At 54.6% G+C, this 19,457-nt stretch carries 7 protein-coding genes and 1 pseudogene; 4 read left to right on the plus strand and 4 right to left on the minus strand.

All coding sequences use genetic code 11. The features are described from left to right. Positions 1-20 precede the first annotated feature (20 nt). Both E7745_RS15135 and E7745_RS14145 read left to right on the plus strand, forming a co-directional pair. Positions 21-161: pseudogene (locus E7745_RS15135) on the plus strand (ZIP family metal transporter); the annotation flags it as partial. A gap of 687 nt (positions 162-848) precedes the next feature. After that, positions 849-3,140 carry an inorganic phosphate transporter gene (locus E7745_RS14145; protein ID WP_136409089.1) on the plus strand — a complete coding sequence of 764 codons (2,292 nt, stop codon included), beginning with the start codon at positions 849-851 and terminating at the stop codon, positions 3,138-3,140. A 222-nt stretch (positions 3,141-3,362) separates the two neighbouring features. On the opposite strand, the gene E7745_RS14150 is transcribed toward E7745_RS14145, so the two are convergent. The 3 genes from E7745_RS14150 to E7745_RS14160 are packed head-to-tail and all read right to left on the minus strand — an operon-like array spanning position 3,363 to position 7,333. Next, positions 3,363-4,244, minus strand: coding sequence for a carbohydrate kinase (locus E7745_RS14150; protein ID WP_136409090.1), 882 nt, complete (start codon positions 4,242-4,244; stop codon positions 3,363-3,365). Positions 4,245-4,275: 31 nt separating this feature from the next. Further along, positions 4,276-5,469, minus strand: a complete 1,194-nt coding sequence (locus tag E7745_RS14155; RefSeq protein ID WP_240597803.1) for an MFS transporter — start codon at positions 5,467-5,469, stop codon at positions 4,276-4,278. A 28-nt stretch (positions 5,470-5,497) separates the two neighbouring features. After that, a complete protein-coding gene (locus E7745_RS14160; protein ID WP_240740332.1) occupies positions 5,498-7,333 on the minus strand; it encodes a DUF4980 domain-containing protein in 1,836 nt (611 codons plus the stop codon). A gap of 197 nt (positions 7,334-7,530) precedes the next feature. On the opposite strand from E7745_RS14160, the gene E7745_RS14165 reads away from it, so the two are divergent. Together E7745_RS14165 and E7745_RS14170 are read left to right on the plus strand one after the other, a co-directional pair. After that, entirely contained in the window at positions 7,531-10,275 is a 2,745-nt protein-coding gene (locus tag E7745_RS14165; RefSeq protein ID WP_107032993.1) for a substrate-binding domain-containing protein, read from the plus strand. Between the two features lie 294 nt (positions 10,276-10,569). Next, positions 10,570-12,396 (plus strand): SusC/RagA family TonB-linked outer membrane protein, encoded by a 1,827-nt coding sequence (locus E7745_RS14170; RefSeq protein ID WP_136409091.1) that lies wholly within the window; start codon positions 10,570-10,572, stop codon positions 12,394-12,396. 134 nt (positions 12,397-12,530) lie between these two features. On the opposite strand, the gene E7745_RS14175 is transcribed toward E7745_RS14170, so the two are convergent. Then, positions 12,531-19,457, minus strand: coding sequence for a hypothetical protein (locus tag E7745_RS14175; RefSeq protein WP_136409092.1), 6,927 nt, complete (start codon positions 19,455-19,457; stop codon positions 12,531-12,533).

Below are 19,457 nucleotides of genomic sequence, written 5' to 3' on the forward strand. Positions count from 1 at the left end.
GAAATAAAAAGTTCTAAATTTTTGGTGCGGGAGCAATGATGTATGTAGTGGTTGAAGAGCTTATACCTGAAACAGCCCAAGATGGACACTCCAATCTTGGGACGATCGGTTTTGCTGTCGGTTTTGCCCTTATGATGGTACTTGATGTAGTATTGGGTTAGAAGTTTACCATGTTGTCCGTAGCCCTTGACACGCAATAATGAACACTATTTTTGTTTGTTCATTGTTTGCAGTTTATCTGATTGATTTGCAATCAACAATCGGTCACTCACTACTATTAGGTATTGTGTATTTTATTGCTATTGAGTAATTTTGCAACGAATTATAGAACTTAGTTCATTTATGCAGATTCTTAAACAAGATATAAACCGCCGTATTCTCGATGTGGCTCGACAGGAGTTTTCTTACCGGGGATTTACAAAGGCATCAATGCGCGACATTACTTAATAATGCTTATTGTGTTGATTCTCGGAGGGTGTTCCTCTGCTGATAGGGTCAACGGCCGGTATCTTTGCTTCTCTTGATGGCAGTTGATGTCAGTGTAGTTTATGGCCTTTTCATCGCAATTTTGCTCTGTGCTCATTTCAGAAACAGCGCAAGGCTTCCTCGATGCTCATGCCGGGGCATTTGCCTCATATTGCTATGATTTGAAAGGCGTTCGGTGATTTTCTGTTCAAGAAAGTGCTTGAAGTCGTCAGGCATTCCACCGCCGTTAGTGAAACCTTGCTCCGAAATTTCATAATTGATTGATGTTTTTGAAACATTTTTGAAATGTTTAAGCTCTTACTTTGTTGTTATAAAACAAATACAAGATTTAATTCATAAACATCAAGTAATCCTCACGCTACATGGACATATTGTTTCTCTGCGTTGTGATCTTCCTGTTTCTGCTGGCGGTATTCGATCTGTCGGTGGGGGTGAGCAACGACGCTGTCAACTTTCTGAACTCGGCTATAGGCTCTAAAGCGGCCTCGTTCAAGCGAATACTGATCGTGGCCTCGATAGGTGTGTTTATCGGCGCTGCGATGAGCAACGGTATGATGGACATTGCCCGCCACGGCATTTTCAGGCCGGAGCATTTTGCGTTTTATGACCTGATCTGCATTTTCATGGCGGTGATGGTCACGGACATCATACTGCTTGACGTGTTCAATACTCTCGGAATGCCAACCTCGACCACCGTCTCGATGGTTTTCGGCCTTTTGGGCGCTACGTTTGCGGTGGCTATGATCAAGATGGCCGGAGGCTCGGAGCTCGGCTTCAATGATCTGCTGAACACCGAAAAAGCACTGTCGGTCATCCTCGGTATCTTTCTTTCGGTTGCTGTGGCATTTTTCTTCGGCACTGTGGTGCAGTTCATTTCGAGAATGATTTTCTCGTTCAACTACCGCAGCCACATGAAGTGGAAAATCGGAATCTTCGGCGGTATCTGCGCTACGGCCATCGTCTACTTCCTTCTTCTCAAGGGTGTGAAGGAAATGGTGTTCATGACTCCTGAGGCAAAAGCCTGGATCGGGGCCAATACGTGGCTGATACTCGGCGGAAGCCTGGTTTTATTCACTGTGGTCATGCAGCTGCTCCATATGCTGAAGGTCAATGTGCTGAAGGTTATAGTGATGATGGGCACGTTTGCGCTGGCTATGGCTTTTGCCGGCAATGACCTTGTCAACTTCATTGGAGTGCCGCTGAGCGGACTTGAGTCATATAATGATTATATGGCAAACGGTGCCGGCGATGCTCACGGTTTTCTGATGGGGTCGCTCAACGGTCCGTCAGACACTCCGGTGTGGTTCCTGATCGGGGCCGGAGTGATAATGGTGGTTTCGCTTGCCACCTCGAAGAAGACCCACAATGTTTCAAAAACCGAAATCGGGCTCGGCTCGCAGCAGGGAGGCGAGGAGCTGTTCGGGTCGTCGCGCATAGCCCGCCGGCTTGTGCGCTGGGCTCTCAGGGTTATAGCGTGGGTCAGGAGTGTGACGCCGCCCCATGTGCGCCGCTGGTTTAACCGCAGGTTCAATACCGATGAGACTATCATGGACCAGGGTGCGGCCTTCGACCTTATCAGAGGTGCTGTGAATCTGGTGTTGGCGGGCGCTCTGATCGCGCTCGGCACATCGCTGAAGCTCCCGCTGTCGACCACGTTTGTAACGTTTATGGTGGCGATGGGTACTTCGCTTGCCGACCGGGCATGGGGGCGTGAGAGCGCTGTGTTCCGCATCACCGGTGTCATCTCCGTCATTGGCGGATGGTTCATCACCGCCGGTGCGGCTTTCATGGGCGCCGGAGTCATTGCCCTGCTGATGCATCTCGGAGGCCACTGGGTGATGATAGCTCTCGGAGCGCTGACCATCTTCCTGATCATACGCAGCAACCGCCGCTTCAAGGCCCGCAAGGAGGAGGAAAACGGCGATGTGATGTTTCAGACCATCATTTCTTCTGGCGATAAGAGCGAGAACTGGAATCTGCTTCTGCTCTACATCACTCAGCAGCAGGAAAAGTTTCTGTCATATGCCGGAGAGTCATACCGCGGCATAGCCGAAGCTTTTGTGAGCGAGAATGTCAGAGCGCTCGGCAAGGCTGAGTCGAGTCTGACGCGTCAGAAGAGCATACTGAAAAGCGACCGCAGAAAGGAGACGCTCTGTCTGCGTCAGGTGGCCCATGAGACGGCCATCGAGAAAAGCACCTGGTTCTATCTCAGCAACAACTGCTGCATGGGGATTCTCTACAATCTGCGGCGAATCAGCGAGATCTGCAAGGAGCATGTGGAAAACAACTTCCTGCCTCTCCCGCAGGCCTATGTGGGGGAATTCCGGGAGATCTGCTCGCGGGTAGAGATTCTGTTTAACGACACTCTGGCCATGATGGATACCGGGGGCACAGAGGCGATTCCGATGCTGCGCCGGCACTGTGACGAGATCAAGGATTTGATTTCTGAGACGTATCACCGGCTGTATGATCAGCTCCGCGAGGGCGATTCGGCCTCAATGACAGTGCTCTACGTGTATATGAACATGCTTCAGGAAACTCAGGAAATGGTTTCGGGCCTGCGTAAGTATCTGCGTGCCTACGCCAAATTGCGTGACACCCAGTTCAGAAGCCATCCGACAGGCGAAGACCGTCACCAACCCCTGCCGGCCTGATATTCTTGATTGGACAAACCAACCGTCAGCGGAGTTAATGACCGCTTTTCGGCAAAATTAAACAATCAGCCACTTAGCTTAGCGCTAAGTGGCTGATTGTTTAATTGTTTGGTCGTGAAATTTTTATTCCGGACTCACTCGATTATCAGAGATTAGCGTGTGCAACTTACGCTGTGGTCAGTTCTTCAGGCAGAATCGGCATGGCTCCCTTGCGTGTGCAACTTACGCTGTGGTCAGTTCTTCAGGCAGAATCGGCATGGCTCCCTTGCGGGTGCAGACGAAAGCCGAACTCTGGACTGCCAATGAATGGGACTCGGCCACGGATTTGCCTTTAAGAATCGACGATATGAAAGCGGCTGTAAAGCTATCACCTGCGCCTACGGTATCGGCTACCTCAACTTTCGGTGTAGGCTGGAAAGATACATTGCCGGGGGTGAATACATAGCTGCCGTTGATGCCACAGGTGAGAATCAGCATCTTGAGATTGTATTTTCCAAGAAGGATCCAGCATTTGTCCTGGAGGTCGATTCCGGGATAGCCGAACATGCGGCTCACGGTAACCAGTTCCTCGTCGTTGATCTTAAGAATGTTACAGCGCTTCATCGAATTGCAGAGGATTTCCTTGTTGTAGAATCCCTGACGGAGGTTGACGTCAAAGACCACCAGCGTATCGTCGTTCTGAGGCATGGCATCAAGAAAACGGTTGATCGTGTTGCGCGACACCACATTGCGCTGTGCGAGTGATCCGAAGCAGACAGCCCTTGTCTTTTCTGCGAGTGATTCGAGATGGGCGGTATAGGGTATATTGTCCCACGCAACGTTTTCTTTGATCTCATACTGCGGAACACCGGCCTGGTCGATCTCAACCTGCACTGTTCCGGTGGGATAAGGCACTTCGGCTATAAGCTGGTTGAGGCCCTTGGAGGTGAAATTATCAACTATTTCCTTGCCGAGGGCATCTTCGCCGACAGCGCTCACCACACAGCTGGGAAGCCCGAACTGAGAGACATGATAAGCGAAATTGGCAGGTGCGCCACCTATCTTTTTTCCTTCGGGGAGTACGTCCCACAGGGCTTCGCCCATTCCTACTACATAGTTATTCATGATCTTGCTGATTTGGAAGGTGTCTGATAATTTATTGATTATTTGACGATTTGATTTTCAATGTGTAATACAGAAGATAAGCCACTCCGACAGTCATCACTGCCACTGCGCCAGCCTGGCCGGTGGCGTCGGCGGCATAGCCCATTGCGAGAGGGAAGACGGTGCCTCCGAAGAGTCCCATGATCATGAGTCCGGAGACCTCGTTCTTTTCATCGGGCGAAGCCATCAGAGCCTGCGAGAAGATTACAGAGAATATGTTGGAGTTACCGAAGCCGATCAGGCCAAGCGCGGCATAGATCATTGTCAGCGACTCGCAGGTGAAAAGCATTCCCATAGCTGCAAGCATCATCACCACACTGATTCCAAAAAACAGTTTCGGTGACACCGAACGCAGTATGAAAGCTCCGAGGAAGCAGCCGGCTGTACGGAAGATGAAATAGACGCTCGTTGCGAATCCGGCTTCTTCGAGCGGCAGGCCGAGACGCTCCATGATGATCTTGGGAGCGGTTGTGTTGGTGCCCACGTCGATACCTACGTGACACATGATGCCCAGGAAGCAGAGAAGAATGAAGGGTCGGCCGAGCAGTCTGAGGCATTCACCCACGCCCGAAGCTTTGTCCGAGCGCTCCTCCTCGATGGGAGTGGCGGCGAGGGCCGAGATTGACACAAGGCTTATCACGGCGTAGATCACAAACAGCGCGCGCCAGCCGAGTCCGAAGGTCGGAAGATATGTTGTGGCTCCCCAGGCTGCGATCACCGGTGCGAGAAACGAGGCTATGGCCTTGACGAACTGTCCGAATGTCAGCGTCGACGCAAGCCGGCTGGGGCTTATGAGATTTGACACCAGCGGGTTGAGAGAGGTCTGCATGATGGCATTGCCGATGCCGAGCAGAGAGAACGAGAGGAGCATGGTGGTATAGCTGTCGCCTGTGATCGGGAGTATCAGCGAGACGGCTGTCACAAGCAGGCTCAGAAGCACTGTTTTCTTGCGCCCGATGCGGTTCATCAGCATTCCGGTGGGCACCGAGAATATCAGAAACCAGAAGAATACGAGCGAGGGGAAGAGATTGGCCTGCGAATCGGTCAGGCCCAGATCTTTCTGCACATAGTTTGATGCGGTGCCAACTAGGTCAACAAAACCCATTGCGAAGAAGCAGAGCATCACTGGGGCTATCTGTATCAGCGAACTTTTCTTGTCGCCGGCTAAAGTCTGTGAAATTTCCATAACTTGTTCGGAGTATTTTGAGGAGGTTTTATTCAACTGTTATCGAGTAGATCTTAAGATCGGAGAGACGGACGCTCCCTCCGGTAGCCCGCACTGAGAGACGGCTGTAGGGACTGTTGGGAAACACAAGGTTGGTCATGGCGAAACGGCCGTCTTTACCAAAGACCTCAATGCTTGAACGGTCAATGAAGATGCGCAGACCCACCTTGTCGCCGTCGGTATAGGCCGGGCTTACGGTCACTGCCGGAAAGTCCTGGCTGAAGTCCACTATTCCGCTCTTGCGGCGGTCGAATGACAGACTGTCAGACTTTGCATCATAGATCATCACGACCTTCTCGCCTGCGGCATTTGAAAGCTCTATTTCCACTGATTCGGCTTTCTTGGGACTGATCTCCATGTCGATCTCGCAGAGTTCGGGGATGGAATATGTCCTGGCCTTTGAGCCGAGAGAAGTTTTTGATACTGATTTCACGAGCGCGCCTCTGAGAGCGTCGACCTCAGGCGAGGGTGTGGACGACACGTAGAGCTGACCATCGGGCGCACGGAAGAGACCCATCTCGCGCGGAAGAGTGTTGGCACTGCGAAACTGCATTGTCGGTACCTCAGGAGCATACTGCCAGTTGCTCATCCAGCCTATCACCGTGCGGCGTCCGTCAGGAGCATCGCTGAAGCTGACGGTGGCATAGTGGTCCTTGCCGTAGTCGAGCCACTTGGTGGGAACCTTGCCTGAGTCATCGGTGTCAGAAGTGAAAGTCTTGCCATCGAAATCGCCGATGAAATACTGTGTGGCGCTGCCGCCGAAAGGCCCGCCGGGATTCAGGTTGCAGAGAAGCACCCACTTCTTGCCGGATTCACCATTGACAGGCAGTTCGAAGAGGTCGGGGCATTCCCAGACACCGTCCTGCGCGCCGAGACCACGGCCGAAGCTGCTTTCAAGAGTCCAGTCCTTCATGTCGGGCGAAGAGAAAATCAGCATCTCATGGTCAAGAGCATGGGCGAGCACCAGAATCCAGACATTGCGCTCCGCATCCCAGAACATATTCGGGTCGCGGGCTTCGCTGTCAAGCGTGAGCACCGGGTTGCCGTCATATTTCGTAAAAGTTTCTCCGTTGTCATCGCTCCAGGCGAGACTCTGGATCTGGCTTGCGGCAGCCGAAGTGTACATAGCCACCACCGCGTCCTTGCCGAAACCGGCGCTGCCGCTGCGGTCTACTGCTGAACTTCCGCTGAATATCATTCCGAGGCCGTCAGGCTCGATCACAGCGTCGGGACGGTGCTCCCAGTGGATCAGGTCGCGGCTGACGGAATGTCCCCATGAGAGATTCTGCCATTTCGAGCCGTAGGGGTTCCACTGGTAGCAGAGATGCCATTCGCCATCTTTGTAGAACATTCCGTTCGGGTCGTTCATCCAGCCGTAGAGCGGAGTGTGGTGATAGGCCGGACGGAATTTTTCACGATTGCTTGTATCGAAAGTATCGGAAACAGATATGTTCTGCCAGCAGGCATCTTCTTTGGCCTCGCGGACCGACGAGCGGCTCTGCGAGGTGACCACATTGAGCAAAACTTTCTTTCCTTTATAGTCTTCTATTTTCAGAGGCACGGTATAGTCGACCTTCGACTTGGCCAGACGCACGCTGAGAGTCTTGTCAGTCTTGCCGTCGACAAGCACGTTGACCGTGGCCTCGTCATTCGACTCCTGGACCGGGAGTATGAGATATTTACCGTCAGCGGTAACGCGCACAAGAGTATTGTTGACGCCGAGATGTTCAATCTCGACCCCTCTTTCAGCAGCCCGGAGAGAGCCGGCTGCTCCGATTGCCGTGGCTGCAATCATCGTCATCACGATATTAGAAATTCGGTTCATATTTTATTAATGTTATTGTGTTAGCAGTTGTTTGACAATGCAAAACTATCAACTCCTGCCGATTATGACTATAAAAAATAGTGCAATCGCTGTCAAATATGTTGCATGGGCGCAAAATTGCAAGCAAAGTACTTATTTTTCATAATATTATCCTTATCTTTGCCGGACACACAGCAAACTGCTTCTTAACATCAGCCATGAACAGAATCATCATACTCTTACTCATGTTGACGTCACTGCTTTTCTTCCCCTCGTGCCGGAAGAAGGAGCCTTACCGCATCGGCATCTCCCAATGCAGCCAGGACGGATGGCGCATGAAAATGAACGATGAGATCAACCGCGAGATCATGTTTCATCCCGAAGCGACAGTAGAGATCCGCTCGGCCGACAACAGCAATGAACGCCAGATTGCCGACATCCGTTATTTCATGGACAACGGTTTTGACATCATCATCGCCGCTCCGAACGAGGCCGACGCCATCACACCTATAATAAAAGAGGTTTATGAATCCGGAACTCCGGTGATAGTCTTTGACCGCAAGATCAACGGTGACACATACACAGCGTTCCAGGGGGTAGACAATACCGAAATCGGCAAGTCGGCGGCCCACTATGCCCGACACCTCATAGGCGAGGGTGGCAAGGTCATAGAGATCTGCGGACTGAAAGGTTCCACCCCGGCCATAGAACGCCACGAAGGATTCCACCGCGGAGCTACAGCCGAGGGGATTTCAGTCGTGGCATCTGCTTCAGGCGACTGGACTTACGAATCAGCCGTACCGGTAGCCGATTCACTGCTGACCGCGCATCCTGACGCAGACATGGTCTATGCCCACAATGACCGCATGGCCATAGCAGCCTCCGACGTTGCCCGCCGCCGCGGACTGAAAATGAAGATCATAGGCATTGACGCCGCTCCAGAGATAGGCATCAAAGCTGTGGCCGACAGTGTGATCGACGCAACTTTTCTCTATCCCACCGAGGGCTACAGGCTTATCCGGACAGCGCTTGCCATACTCGAAGGCAAGCCATACGAGCGGGTGTCCACTCTGCCGCTCTCCTCTCCGGTCGACATCACCAACGCCGACATCCTTCTGCTTCAGAACGGATCGCTCAATGAAGAGACCGAAAAAATCAGACTGCTCAAAAGCCAGGTGGACGACTTCTGGAGCCGCCATTCGGCACAGACCTCACTGTTCTATGCCGCCGTAGCCATACTTGTGCTGCTTGTCGGCGTTCTGTTTCTGCTTCTGCGCACATTCTGGCAACGTCAGCGCCACCAGCACCAGCTCATGGAGCAGAACCGGCTGCTTGAAGAACAGCGCGACGCTCAGAAAGAACTAAACGAACAACTCCACGCCGCCACTCAGTCGAAACTCGTCTTCTTCACCAACGTCTCGCATGACCTGCGCACACCTCTGACACTGATAGCCGAGCCGGTAGAGCAGCTTGTCAGGGCCGAAAACCTCACCCCACAGCAGCAGGTTCTGATGAAGATAGCTGACAAGAATGTCAGGATACTCCGCCGGCTGATAAACCAGATACTCGACTTCCGCAAATATGAAAACGGCAAGCTCGATGTCAATCTCACGGAGGTGCATTTCGGCTCGCTCGTCCATGACTGGACCGAGGCATTCCACGCCATAGCGCGCAAAAGCGGCATAAAACTTTCGGTGGACATCAGACTGCCTGATGACTTCACGATAGCGATCGACGTGGAGAAAATCGAGCGGGTGTTTTTCAACCTCATGTCAAACGCATTCAAGTACACTCCTGCTAACGGCAGCATACGCTTCACAGCCTCATTGGCCGACGGAAAACTGATGTTTGCCGTGGCTGACACCGGACGCGGAATCTCGGTGGAGGACCTGGGCAATATCTTCGACCGCTTTTATCAGGTTGACAAAGTCCATCCGAACGGCTCCGGCATAGGACTCTCTCTTGCCAAAGCCTTCGTAGAACTCCACGAGGGCAGCATTTCGGTAGAGAGCCAGTTAGGCGTAGGCTCGGAATTCACCGTGAACATTCCGGTCAGACACATCTCCGACACAGCCGAGACGGTGACGCCGGGCATCATCAGCGAGAGTGTTGTCGACGCCGAACTCGGAGAAATCGAGCCGGAACCACAGGAAATCGACGCCGACAAGCCTCTGCTGCTTGTGATCGATGACAACGAGGACATCCGCCATATGATACGCGAACTTCTCAGCGATGACTATGTGATGATCTTCGCGGCCAACGGCAAGGACGGTCTGCGGCTCGCGGCCAAATATGTCCCTGATCTAATCATCTGCGATGTAATGATGCCTCTGATGGACGGACTTGAATGTTGCCGCCGTATAAAAGAAGAGGTGTCGACATCTCACATTCCGGTGCTCCTGCTGACGGCATGTTCGATGGACGAACAGCGGGCGCAGGGCTACGACAGCGGTGCCGACGGCTATGTCGCCAAGCCGTTCAACTCTTCGGTGCTGAAATCGAGATGCCGTAATCTGATCGACAACCGGCGCAGAATCAAGGACCTCTGGTCGGCAAACCCGATAGGCGGCATGAGCGACAGACCGCGCCCGGCGCTGCCCCCCGACAAGGCTGCGGCCCCCAACGGCGATCTTGACAACGAATTCTATGCCCGCTTTCTCTCGATAGTCACCGCAGAGATGGGCAACTCTGATCTGAACGTTGATCAGCTTGCCTCACGCATGGGGCTCGGACGCTCGCAGTTCTACCGCAAGATCAAGGCCCTGACCAACTACAGTCCGGTGGAGCTCCTTCGCAATCTCAGACTGAAACGCTCGCGCGACCTGCTGACCACCACCCGGAAATCAATCAGCGAGATTGCCTATGAGGTTGGATTCTCTACCCCGGCCTACTTCACAAAGTGCTACAAAGAAGCCTTCAGCGAAACCCCTACCGAACTGCGCGAACGGCTTTCATCAAAATAAGAGGCCGTACATTTGTACAACCTCTAATAGGGTGTTTCATGACAACTGTCAAGCCCCCACAGACAAACTTCCTGACATAAAGACACACCGGCACTCCTGCGCAAAGGAGCTGCCGGTGTGTTTCCTTTTCTCCGGCGGGAGAGTCTGATTCGCCGGAGGGCTGTCAAAAATGGTGCTTTATGTATAAAAAATCATTCATAGCACGATATTTTATAGCCAATGCAACAGGTGTTATATGCACTACAATATATTCAGTGATAAATTTGCGTCAGAAATTTACCAATCTTTTAACCAATGAAAAAAACTATCTTATATGCGCTGTTCATGCTGCTCGCCGCAATCAGCGCACAGGCACAGAACATCACAGTGCACGGAACGGTTTTATCGAAGACCGATGACGAGCCTCTGATCGGGGCCTCCGTCATGTCAGAAGTCCTGAAGACAGGAGCAAGCACCGATATCGACGGACAGTTTACACTCAAAGTTCCCGAAGGATCAAAGATCACCATCTCTTATGTAGGCTACATGCCGCTGACACTCGTGGCAGAGCCTGAAATGACCATACACCTCAGCGAAGACATCGAGATTCTTGACGAAGTAGTAGTGGTGGGTTACTCATCTGAAAAGAAATCAGACCTCACCGGCTCGGTGTCTGTAGTGAAGATGAAAGATGTGTCTGACACCCCGACCGGCAACGTAATCCAGGCACTCCAGGGCCGTGTGGCCGGCATGAACATCACCACTGACGGAACACCGGGCGGTCTGAGCACCGGCACATCGATCCGCGGCGCCTCTTCATTCCGCAGCGAGGCCAACGGTCCGCTCTATGTGATCGACGGCGTGATGACCCGCGAGAATCCGGGCACCATCCTCAACAGCAACGACGTGGAGTCGATCCAGGTGCTCAAGGACGCAGCCTCGGCTTCGATCTACGGCGCCCAGGCAGCCAACGGCGTGATCATCATCACCACCAAGCGCGCCAAAAAGGGTGAAAGCCGCGTAACATTCGACGCCACACTCACACTCCAAACCTATCAGAGCGGCCTTGACATGCTCAATGCCGACCAGTGGGGCGACGTCTATTGGTCAGCCTACAAATATTCCTACGGCACCACCCCGACCTCTGAACTCTACGGCAACGGCGCCACCCCCAAACTCCAGCCCTACGTGAACCTCAACGGAGTAATGGTCAACCCGCAGAACACCGACTGGGAAAAAGAGATCCACCGCACAGCGCTTATGCAGACCTACAGCGTAGGCCTCTCCAGAGGCGATGAAAACGGTTCGTCATCACTTTCGCTGAGCTGGCTCGACCATGACGGTATCATCAAAGGCTCCGATTTCCAGAAAGCCAACGCCCGCTTCAGTTCAGACTACGGCTTCATCAACAACCGCCTGCGCGCCGGCGGCAATGTCACCGTCAACTGGTGGCGCCAGCACAACGCTCCCGGCAGAATAGAGGAAAACGCAATCAAGATGCACCCGGCCCGCACAGTCTATGACTCGGAAGGCAACTACAACGACCAGGTGGCCTTCGGCCTGAACGACACCCCCAACATCATGCGCCAGATCGAAGAGGAAGCCAACAACAAACGCGAATACTGGCGAGTGTTCGGCAACGCCTATCTCTCTGTCGAACCGATCAAGAACCTCATCATCAAGACCAACTTCGGTCTCAACTACCACAACGGCAACGACAAGATTTTCACCCCTGCCAACCTCCGCGACAAGACCAACAGTCTCTATCAGTATTCAAGCAAGACCACAGACTGGGTCTGGACCAACACCGCACAGTATAACGCCGACTTCGGCAAGAACTCCATCATGGCGCTCCTCGGCATCGAGGCCAAGCGCAACCACTTCGAAGACATGTTCGGCGAAGGCAAAGGCCTTGAGATCGAAGCCCCCGACTATCTCTATCTGGGCAATGTCACCTCAAATAAGAACACCGGTTCCGGAGCCTCGAACTACTCGATGTTCTCCGTGTTCGGAAATATAATCCGCAAAACGAAATGTTACGCGCTCTTGAAACGAAGCGTTGCTTTTTCTAAAACCAAACGTATCCCGGAACACCCATTTTCAAAAAAATTTCGCCCGGCTTCGCCGGGGTCTGAGGGTTGACCCCGGCGCGTGTCCGGCACTCCCCTGCTCCACTCCACCATATTTGAACGGCCTCCGAACATCGTCCGAAGACCGTTCTTTTCGTGTTTCGCTTTACGCTTTGGGTCGCTGCGCGACCGCTTTGGCTTTGTCGCTCACGCAACCTCGATCAGCGCCTTGTAAGCGGCCACGCTCTGCGCCCTGACGAGCTTGCCGCGGAAGGCCAGGCGCGACCCGACATACGTGTACGCATGCGAAGCATCGTTATACGCATACGCGTACGACACGCCGCCACTCGCATACGCGACGTAGCTGCCGCGATAGACCACACGGCCTGTTGCGGTGCTTATCCAGTAGATGTCGCAGTAGTGGGTGCTTGATGAGCCATTGGCGCTTCCTACGGGGACTACTGCCATATAAAGGCCGTGAGCAACGGCAGTCGTCCATGCTCCGTTCGTTGTATGACCCTTTATCATGAAGGTGCTGCCGTCGGGAAGCCATATCCGCCACTTGCCGGCGTTACCGCTTGTGTTCGGAAGGTCGACACCGTCCATCATGTCGTACTTATGGCCGTAGATATCCTCGTAGCCCAGGCAGCAGATGTTATTCATCTGCTCCACGGTCTGCGCCCCGTACTCCTCTTTGATGTACCAAGCGTACTGGTGTACGAGGTTCTCTATCATGGAGTTCGTTACGTTCGGATTTATGGCTTTGGCAGCCTCGTAGCCCACGGTATCGGTCATGCCGTATTTCATGGTGCCACCGACTGTGCGGTTGTTGGTGTGGGAGCCGGCTCCGCACTGCTCCTGGGCATCCCTGCGACCGTATTTGGCGTAGAAGAGGTTGGCGATGCGGAAGTGCATCATCGCGTCTATCTGCTGCATGCCGCGCTGGGCGCTGTAATAGTGGAAGTCGGTCCAGGACATGCTTGCCAGTGTGTATTTGCCGGCAACGGCCGCTCTGAACTTGCCGTTGACCTCGGAGGTGCCGACAACGGCGCACAGATGTTCGTCATCGTAGTACCAGTCGGGTTCCATGTCCTCTATCTTTGTCGAGTTGGAAAGGATGACCTTGTCAAACTCCGCTGTAATGAGTATGGTGAAGTGGAGCGACACTGCTCCTTCGGGCACATCGACAATGAGGTACATGCCCGGCTCGAACTTGTTGGCGAGGGTCGGGACTATGACCTCGCTGACCTTGTTGCCTTGCGCGTCGCAGAAGATGGAACCCATGAGGTTGGTGCCGGGAACGGTCGGGAAGCGCACCCTGCGGTGTTTCGATACGTCGACGGAGCAGACGGCATAGGAATTGTCGTTGCTGTAGGAGGTGGCAAGTGTAGCCTTGCCGGTCATGATCTTGCGGCCCTGTATGTATCCGCCTCCAGCTTTTATGTCATCGAGAGTGACAACATCGGCTTCGGGCCGGGCCGGGGCTTTGTCCTTTGCGTTGCTACTGTAGCATGAGTAGTGCTTGGCCTTGAGATAATCGTTGATGCCTTTGGACCACATGCCGGGCTCATACATCATCAGGTCTCCTTCCGTGGAGTCGAGTTTCGCCGGGGTGCAGTTGACTGTATCCTCTGCGTCGGCGTAGTAGTTGGAGTTGCCGTCATGCAGGGGGAACCAGGTCATCTCGCCGTCGAGGTTGTTCATCGTGGTCTCTACGTTGGCGATGGTGACAGGGCGTGTGGTGGCCTTTTTCGTCACTTTGGCAAGTGTTTTGTGACGTTTGGCGAGTATCGCGGAGATATGACCGCTGGGCTTGTATTCGTTGCCGTATTTGTAGCCCGTGTCGTTGTCGAGGTTGCTGATGTTTGCGTCGTCGCTTACGGAGTCGTCGAACTCGATCATGGTGTATTCGGGCTGTACGATGTTCAGTTCGGGGAAGTGGGCGCACATCTGCTCGTAACGCCCCTGCTCGATATATTTGGTGAGGCGCACCGTGCCGACAAGGGCGCAGGTGTCGGTGAAGTTGCCTTCGGCATCGACCCCGCCCATCGCCATGAACTTGTTGAGCCACGTGCCGTCGTCCTCGCGGTCTATGCCGGTGACACGGATGCGGTCGGCGTTGGCGCAGCGATTCAGCAACGCCTCCCAGTTGAGTCCGGGGCAGTTGTCGAAGATGAAGGTGCGGACGTTGCCATAGGTCTCCAGTGTCAGGCCGCCGGAGGTGAGCTTGCCGAGGTATTCAAGGCGCAGTGTTGTCAGCGTGCCCGGAAGCCTTGCGATGGTCACCGGCGCGCCTTTGGCGAAGTTTATGCTCTGCACTTTCGTTCCCCTGGCATCGAGTTCCTCAAGTCTGGTCTGGTTGGTGAGGTTGAGGGCGGTGCTGGTGCTGCCGCCGGTCTTGGCCTGTGTCTGATTACGCAGGGATAGTCTACGCAGTTGGCGGCAATTGCCTATTGACAGCCACCACCCTGTGGAACCGCCGCCCTGTGGCGCGTCGAGGTTGAGTTCGCGCAGAACGGAGCATTTGCCGAGGTCGAGGGCGTTCTTGAGATGGCCGGCCGCCCTTGTCATGTCGAGCGCCTTGATGCGGCTTGCGCCGTAGACGCGCAAAGGGTCGTTGACCGTATAGGCCCCGGTGATGTCGAGGGTGGCCGTGTCGCCTGCGTCGACAATGCCTGTATTGGCGATGTTGGGGCTGTTGTTGGTTCCGTAGCCGAAGGCGTATGGCTCGTTGGCAGTGATCCGCAGGGTATCATTCGTGTCGTCTGCGGCACGGGCCATGTAAAGGTCGATGTTGTCGGAGGTGAAGTTGCTCGTGCCGTATTTGGCGTCGAGAAGGGCGAAGCGGTTTCTGATGAAGTAGGTGCGGTGGCTCCTGTTGCTGCCCTGCAGGGCGTAGATGAACGGCCATACCTTGCCGTACATCTCCCTCGTGGCAGGGGCGATGTATTTCAGATAGCCGGACTTGTTGAACGCACGGTCACTCCAGTTGCCGCTCTGTTCGTCGTTGAGCATAGACAGCACACGCTCGTTGGTCATGACGGCGCGGAAGGCCCCGGCACAGCGTTTCAGATCATCCTGAAGGTTGGCGAGAACGAGGTTCCACAGCCATGAGTCGTGTCCCTCGAAGGCGTATTTGCCGGCCTCGGCGTCCCATGTGTCGCGGTCGGTGGTATAGAGATAGACCAGGAAGCAGTCGTTACGTTTGCCCAACTGGGTGTCGCCATCGTAATATGTGATATACCATTTGAGGCCGTCCCATGTGCGGAGCATCATGTTCTTGGCTCTCTGGTCCACGCTCAGGAAGTAGTCGGTGAAAATGTAGTAGGTCAGAAGGAAGTCCTTGTCGAAATACTGCCCTATCTCGTTTTTGAACTTGTCGCTCCTGAATGTGGAGAGGTCGTTGGAGTTTGCCCCGGCCGGCACACATGAGCGTATCCATCCGTAAAGGCGTTTGAGTGCGGATTTAGCTTCCGGACCCAGTTCGCTCACGTCTTTTGCAGGGTTAGGGGTCCATGCGCAGTCGCCGTCGCTCTTGACTTTGCCCGATGTGTTGACTCCATAGTTTACCTCAGCTCCGGCGTCAAATTTGGCTGCAAGGTCTTCATCGCTTGCGGTGGCGAACAGACATATCGGGGAGGTGTTGTTGAGCATCTCGAGGGCGATGGGGCATTCCGGGGTATAGCCTTCGACCCCTTCCATGCCGAACACCGGGCCGCTCTTGGATTTCTCGTTGTTGAAGTTGTACTGGCCGTAGTAGACGTTCTCGCCGTCGGCGGTTTCGGCACAGAAGATGTCGATGGGCATGCCGTCGATGGCGGTGCGCACGTTTATGGCCGCGAGGCTGTTGCCCCCCTGCTCGTACTGGTGGCGCTGCGGAGGGGTCAGCAGACCCAGTTCCTTCATGACGTCGTTGAACAGCTTGGCACCGCCGGTGTTGAGCGACATCGACGAGTCGGAGTAGTCGCTCTTGCAGCAGACGATGGGCACGGGCACGGCTCCGGGGCGCATCCTGTACTTGTTGCCGGCAAGTACGTTCTTGCCGGTCATGGAGAGATTCTCGCTGCCCTTGGTGAAGTAGATGCGGATATTCTTGCTCGGATATTTGGTCGACGATGTACCCTGTATGCGGATATAGCAGTTGGTGAGGATGAAGTCGTAATCGGGGCCGAGCGGCGAATAAAAGTAGACATCGGCAAGGAAGTCGGTCTTCTTGTTGTTGGTCTCGTAGACATCATCGAGCATGTTCTTCCTGACGATGCGCAGGACTCCCTTCCCTTGGGCTCGCAGCTTGTCGAGGTCGACATCGCCGTTGTCGCCCAGGATGTCGTTGATGGTGAATTCACCCATCATCTCCTCGGTGGTCTCGCAGTCGACGATGCGGTTCTCGAGTTCCTCGTCGTCGCTGAGGGCACGGTTATATACTCGTATGCTCTTTATCTCGATGTCAGCTTCGGAACTGTCAATGGTGATCTCCTGCGGCGTGTCCTGACGGAAGCTGAATGATGAGTCATAGATGTCGGCGCCGTTGCGGTTGCCGTTCATGTATAGTTCCATCAGCCGGTCCTGTGCGGCCGTGCCTATCGTCAGGGCGACCTTGGTCCACTCTCCCTCGACTATATTGGTGGCGAGCTTGATCTCGCGTGTGACCTGCTCGTCGTCCTCGTTGGTGTAGGTGACGGTCTGCCCGGTTCTGAAGCTCGCCTCGGAGGTGGTGACGAGCAGGCCCTTCCCTTTGTCGATACATGACACCACAGAGGCCGTGCGGTCCATGATGTTGCTCACGCGCATTGTTATCTCGACCGTCAGGCCGCCGGACTTGACATCGGTGGCGAAAGGTCTGTAGCCGATGGTGGCCCTCGCTCCGTTGGTGAGCTTCAAGGCCCCGTCTATCCATCCGCTGCTGCCCCAGTCCACGTTTTCAAACGATGTTGTAATGCCGTTCGATTCCCATTTGGCGCGGTCATCGGGGCTTTCGTCGTTGCTACGTCCGGCTGCGTCGAGTTTGAACTGCAGGCCGTACTGCGCTTCGCCGATGTCGATGCCGCTCTCGGCCACGTCGATATGTATGGTGTAACTTGCCGAGCCGAGTTTCAGCTGCAGGATCTGCCGTCCTTTCTCGGTAAATCGGTTGGTATAGGTCTGCGCGGTTCTGGGCACGCTTACGGTACGCGCCAGTGTGCCGTTGTGCCAAAGTTCCACTGTAGCCGGAACTACCGACGGATCATAGGCGGCGAAGTCGAATGTGCATTTCTCGTACTGCCCCGCCTCGATGACCGGGATGGAGTGAGCCGCCCCGGTGAATATGCGCCCGTCAGGGTGGATAATCTTGGTGCCTATGAAGGGTGCGTTGCTGCCGCGTTTGAGGATGTCGAAGTAGATGCTCTCGCTGCAGAGCGTAAGACTGTCCTGCTCCATCTCGGCGACCATCTGAACGGTATGGCGCCCTACCGACAGCCCGGCCATGTCGAGGTTAAAGTTGCCGTTGGTGGTGCCGCTCCTTGTAACCGAGTGGAGGTTGCGCTGCACACCGTCGACATACAGTATTACGGATTTCGTGCCGGCACCGGACACGGCGTATGGTATCTCGACCTTGTCATGGAGGTCGTAACCGCCCTGGGCGAGTCCGGAAGCCACGTTGTATGAACTTGAAAGGTTCAGGCTGACCACCTTGATGCTGACATAGGCCGGCTTGCGCTGCTGTTTGCCGGTGGTCGGGTCGGTGGCCGTGGCTGTGACATAGATGTCGCTTGTTCCGAGAAGGAGGTATTTTGTGAGGTCGAGGGTGTAAGTCCCCTTGCTGACATTCTGCTTTGTTTCACTGTAGGTGGTGACGATGCCGCGCTTGACGGTGATTTCAACGGTGGCTTTCTGCCCTGTGCTCTGCCCGGCTTCCTCGCCTGTGAACTGGTGGTCGTAGCTCCATGTAAGGATAGCCGAGCCGCCATCCTTTATGGTAGACGCACTCAGCGATGCGTTCAGCACTATCTTGGTGCCGGCTGCATCTCCCCCACCCCCGCCACCGGCGGGTATGGTGAAGTCGGTGATGACGGCGCTCTTGCTCTTGAGCTGCACGGTGACGGTGCCGTCCTCGTTCTCGATGACCTCGTTGTTGAACAGCGTGCCGGATTCCAGTTCCGACAGTTTGGCGGTCACTACTCCGTTCTGCACCGGATTGGTGCTATCGGGGTTGAGGCTGTCGTCCACCTCGGTCTCATTTATTGTGATGCCGACATTCCCTTCCGCATCCGGCGTTTTCTTTTCGCCGTTGACGGTGACACTCCTGACGGTGTTCTTTGACCCGTATTCCTCCCATGCGCCTGGGTTGGTGAAGGTGGAGAGGCTCGTGCCGATGAAACGGTAGTCCTCCCATTTGCCGGCGGCGCTCTCAAAGGTGATGATCATGCCGCGCTTCTGCTCGTCATCGATGTCGGCTTCGGCGAGTTTAGCCACGGCGGTCGTCTTGGTGTAATAACCTGTGGTCAGCGGATGCAGGGCGGTGACGTTATAGTATCCGCTACCACTCCCGGTTCCGGCGGTGGCGAATGGTATCCACTTGGTCGCATCGGAAATGTCATTATCCGAATTACCGATGAACTGCCACGACTCCCAGCCTTTGGATCCTCTGAATATCATCACACAGCCGATGGACATATACTCGTCACCATCGGACTGCGAGTGCGCGGCCAATGCGTCCTTGGCCGCGCTCCAGTCTGCGAATACCCGCTCGGGGTCGCCTAAGATGTCGTTCACAAGTACCATGGGATGGCGGCGCGCCGATTCTATGGCCTTCTGAAGCTGTGTGGTGGCATCATTCGCTGCCGTTGCTGCATCTCGGGCCTGTGTTGCCGCGTTTGCAGCGACTGTCGCAGCCTGTGACGCTGCGTCCCTTGCAGCGTTGGCCTGTAAGGTCGCATTGGTTGCGTTTAAGGCTGCCGTTGTTGCGGATTTCGCCGCGTCATCGGCCGGCTTGCGCAGCAGCGACACCGGTGCGCTTACGACCTCGGTGCCGCGGATGGCCGGGAGGGTTGTGATGCCGTCAAGGCTCGCCACGACGGGGAGTTCATCCATGCTCTGGCTCTCGGCCTTGATGGCGTTGAGCATCTCGTTCTTGTCTGCCTGTGATAATGCCAT

It is taken from the genome of Duncaniella sp. C9 (genome assembly GCF_004803935.1).
GTDB classification, from domain to species: domain Bacteria; phylum Bacteroidota; class Bacteroidia; order Bacteroidales; family Muribaculaceae; genus Duncaniella; species Duncaniella muris.

Excerpts from the sequence above, each read along its gene's own strand:
- E7745_RS14145 (WP_136409089.1), top strand. The coding sequence starts at position 849 with ATGGACATATTGTTTCTCTGCGTTGTGATCTTCCTGTTTCTGCTGGCG.
- E7745_RS14150 (WP_136409090.1), bottom strand. The coding sequence starts at position 4,244 with ATGAATAACTATGTAGTAGGAATGGGCGAAGCCCTGTGGGACGTACTC.
- E7745_RS14155 (WP_240597803.1), bottom strand. The coding sequence starts at position 5,469 with ATGGAAATTTCACAGACTTTAGCCGGCGACAAGAAAAGTTCGCTGATA.
- E7745_RS14160 (WP_240740332.1), bottom strand. The coding sequence starts at position 7,333 with ATGAACCGAATTTCTAATATCGTGATGACGATGATTGCAGCCACGGCA.
- E7745_RS14165 (WP_107032993.1), top strand. The coding sequence starts at position 7,531 with ATGAACAGAATCATCATACTCTTACTCATGTTGACGTCACTGCTTTTC.
- E7745_RS14170 (WP_136409091.1), top strand. The coding sequence starts at position 10,570 with ATGAAAAAAACTATCTTATATGCGCTGTTCATGCTGCTCGCCGCAATC.
- E7745_RS14175 (WP_136409092.1), bottom strand. The coding sequence starts at position 19,457 with ATGGCATTATCACAGGCAGACAAGAACGAGATGCTCAACGCCATCAAG.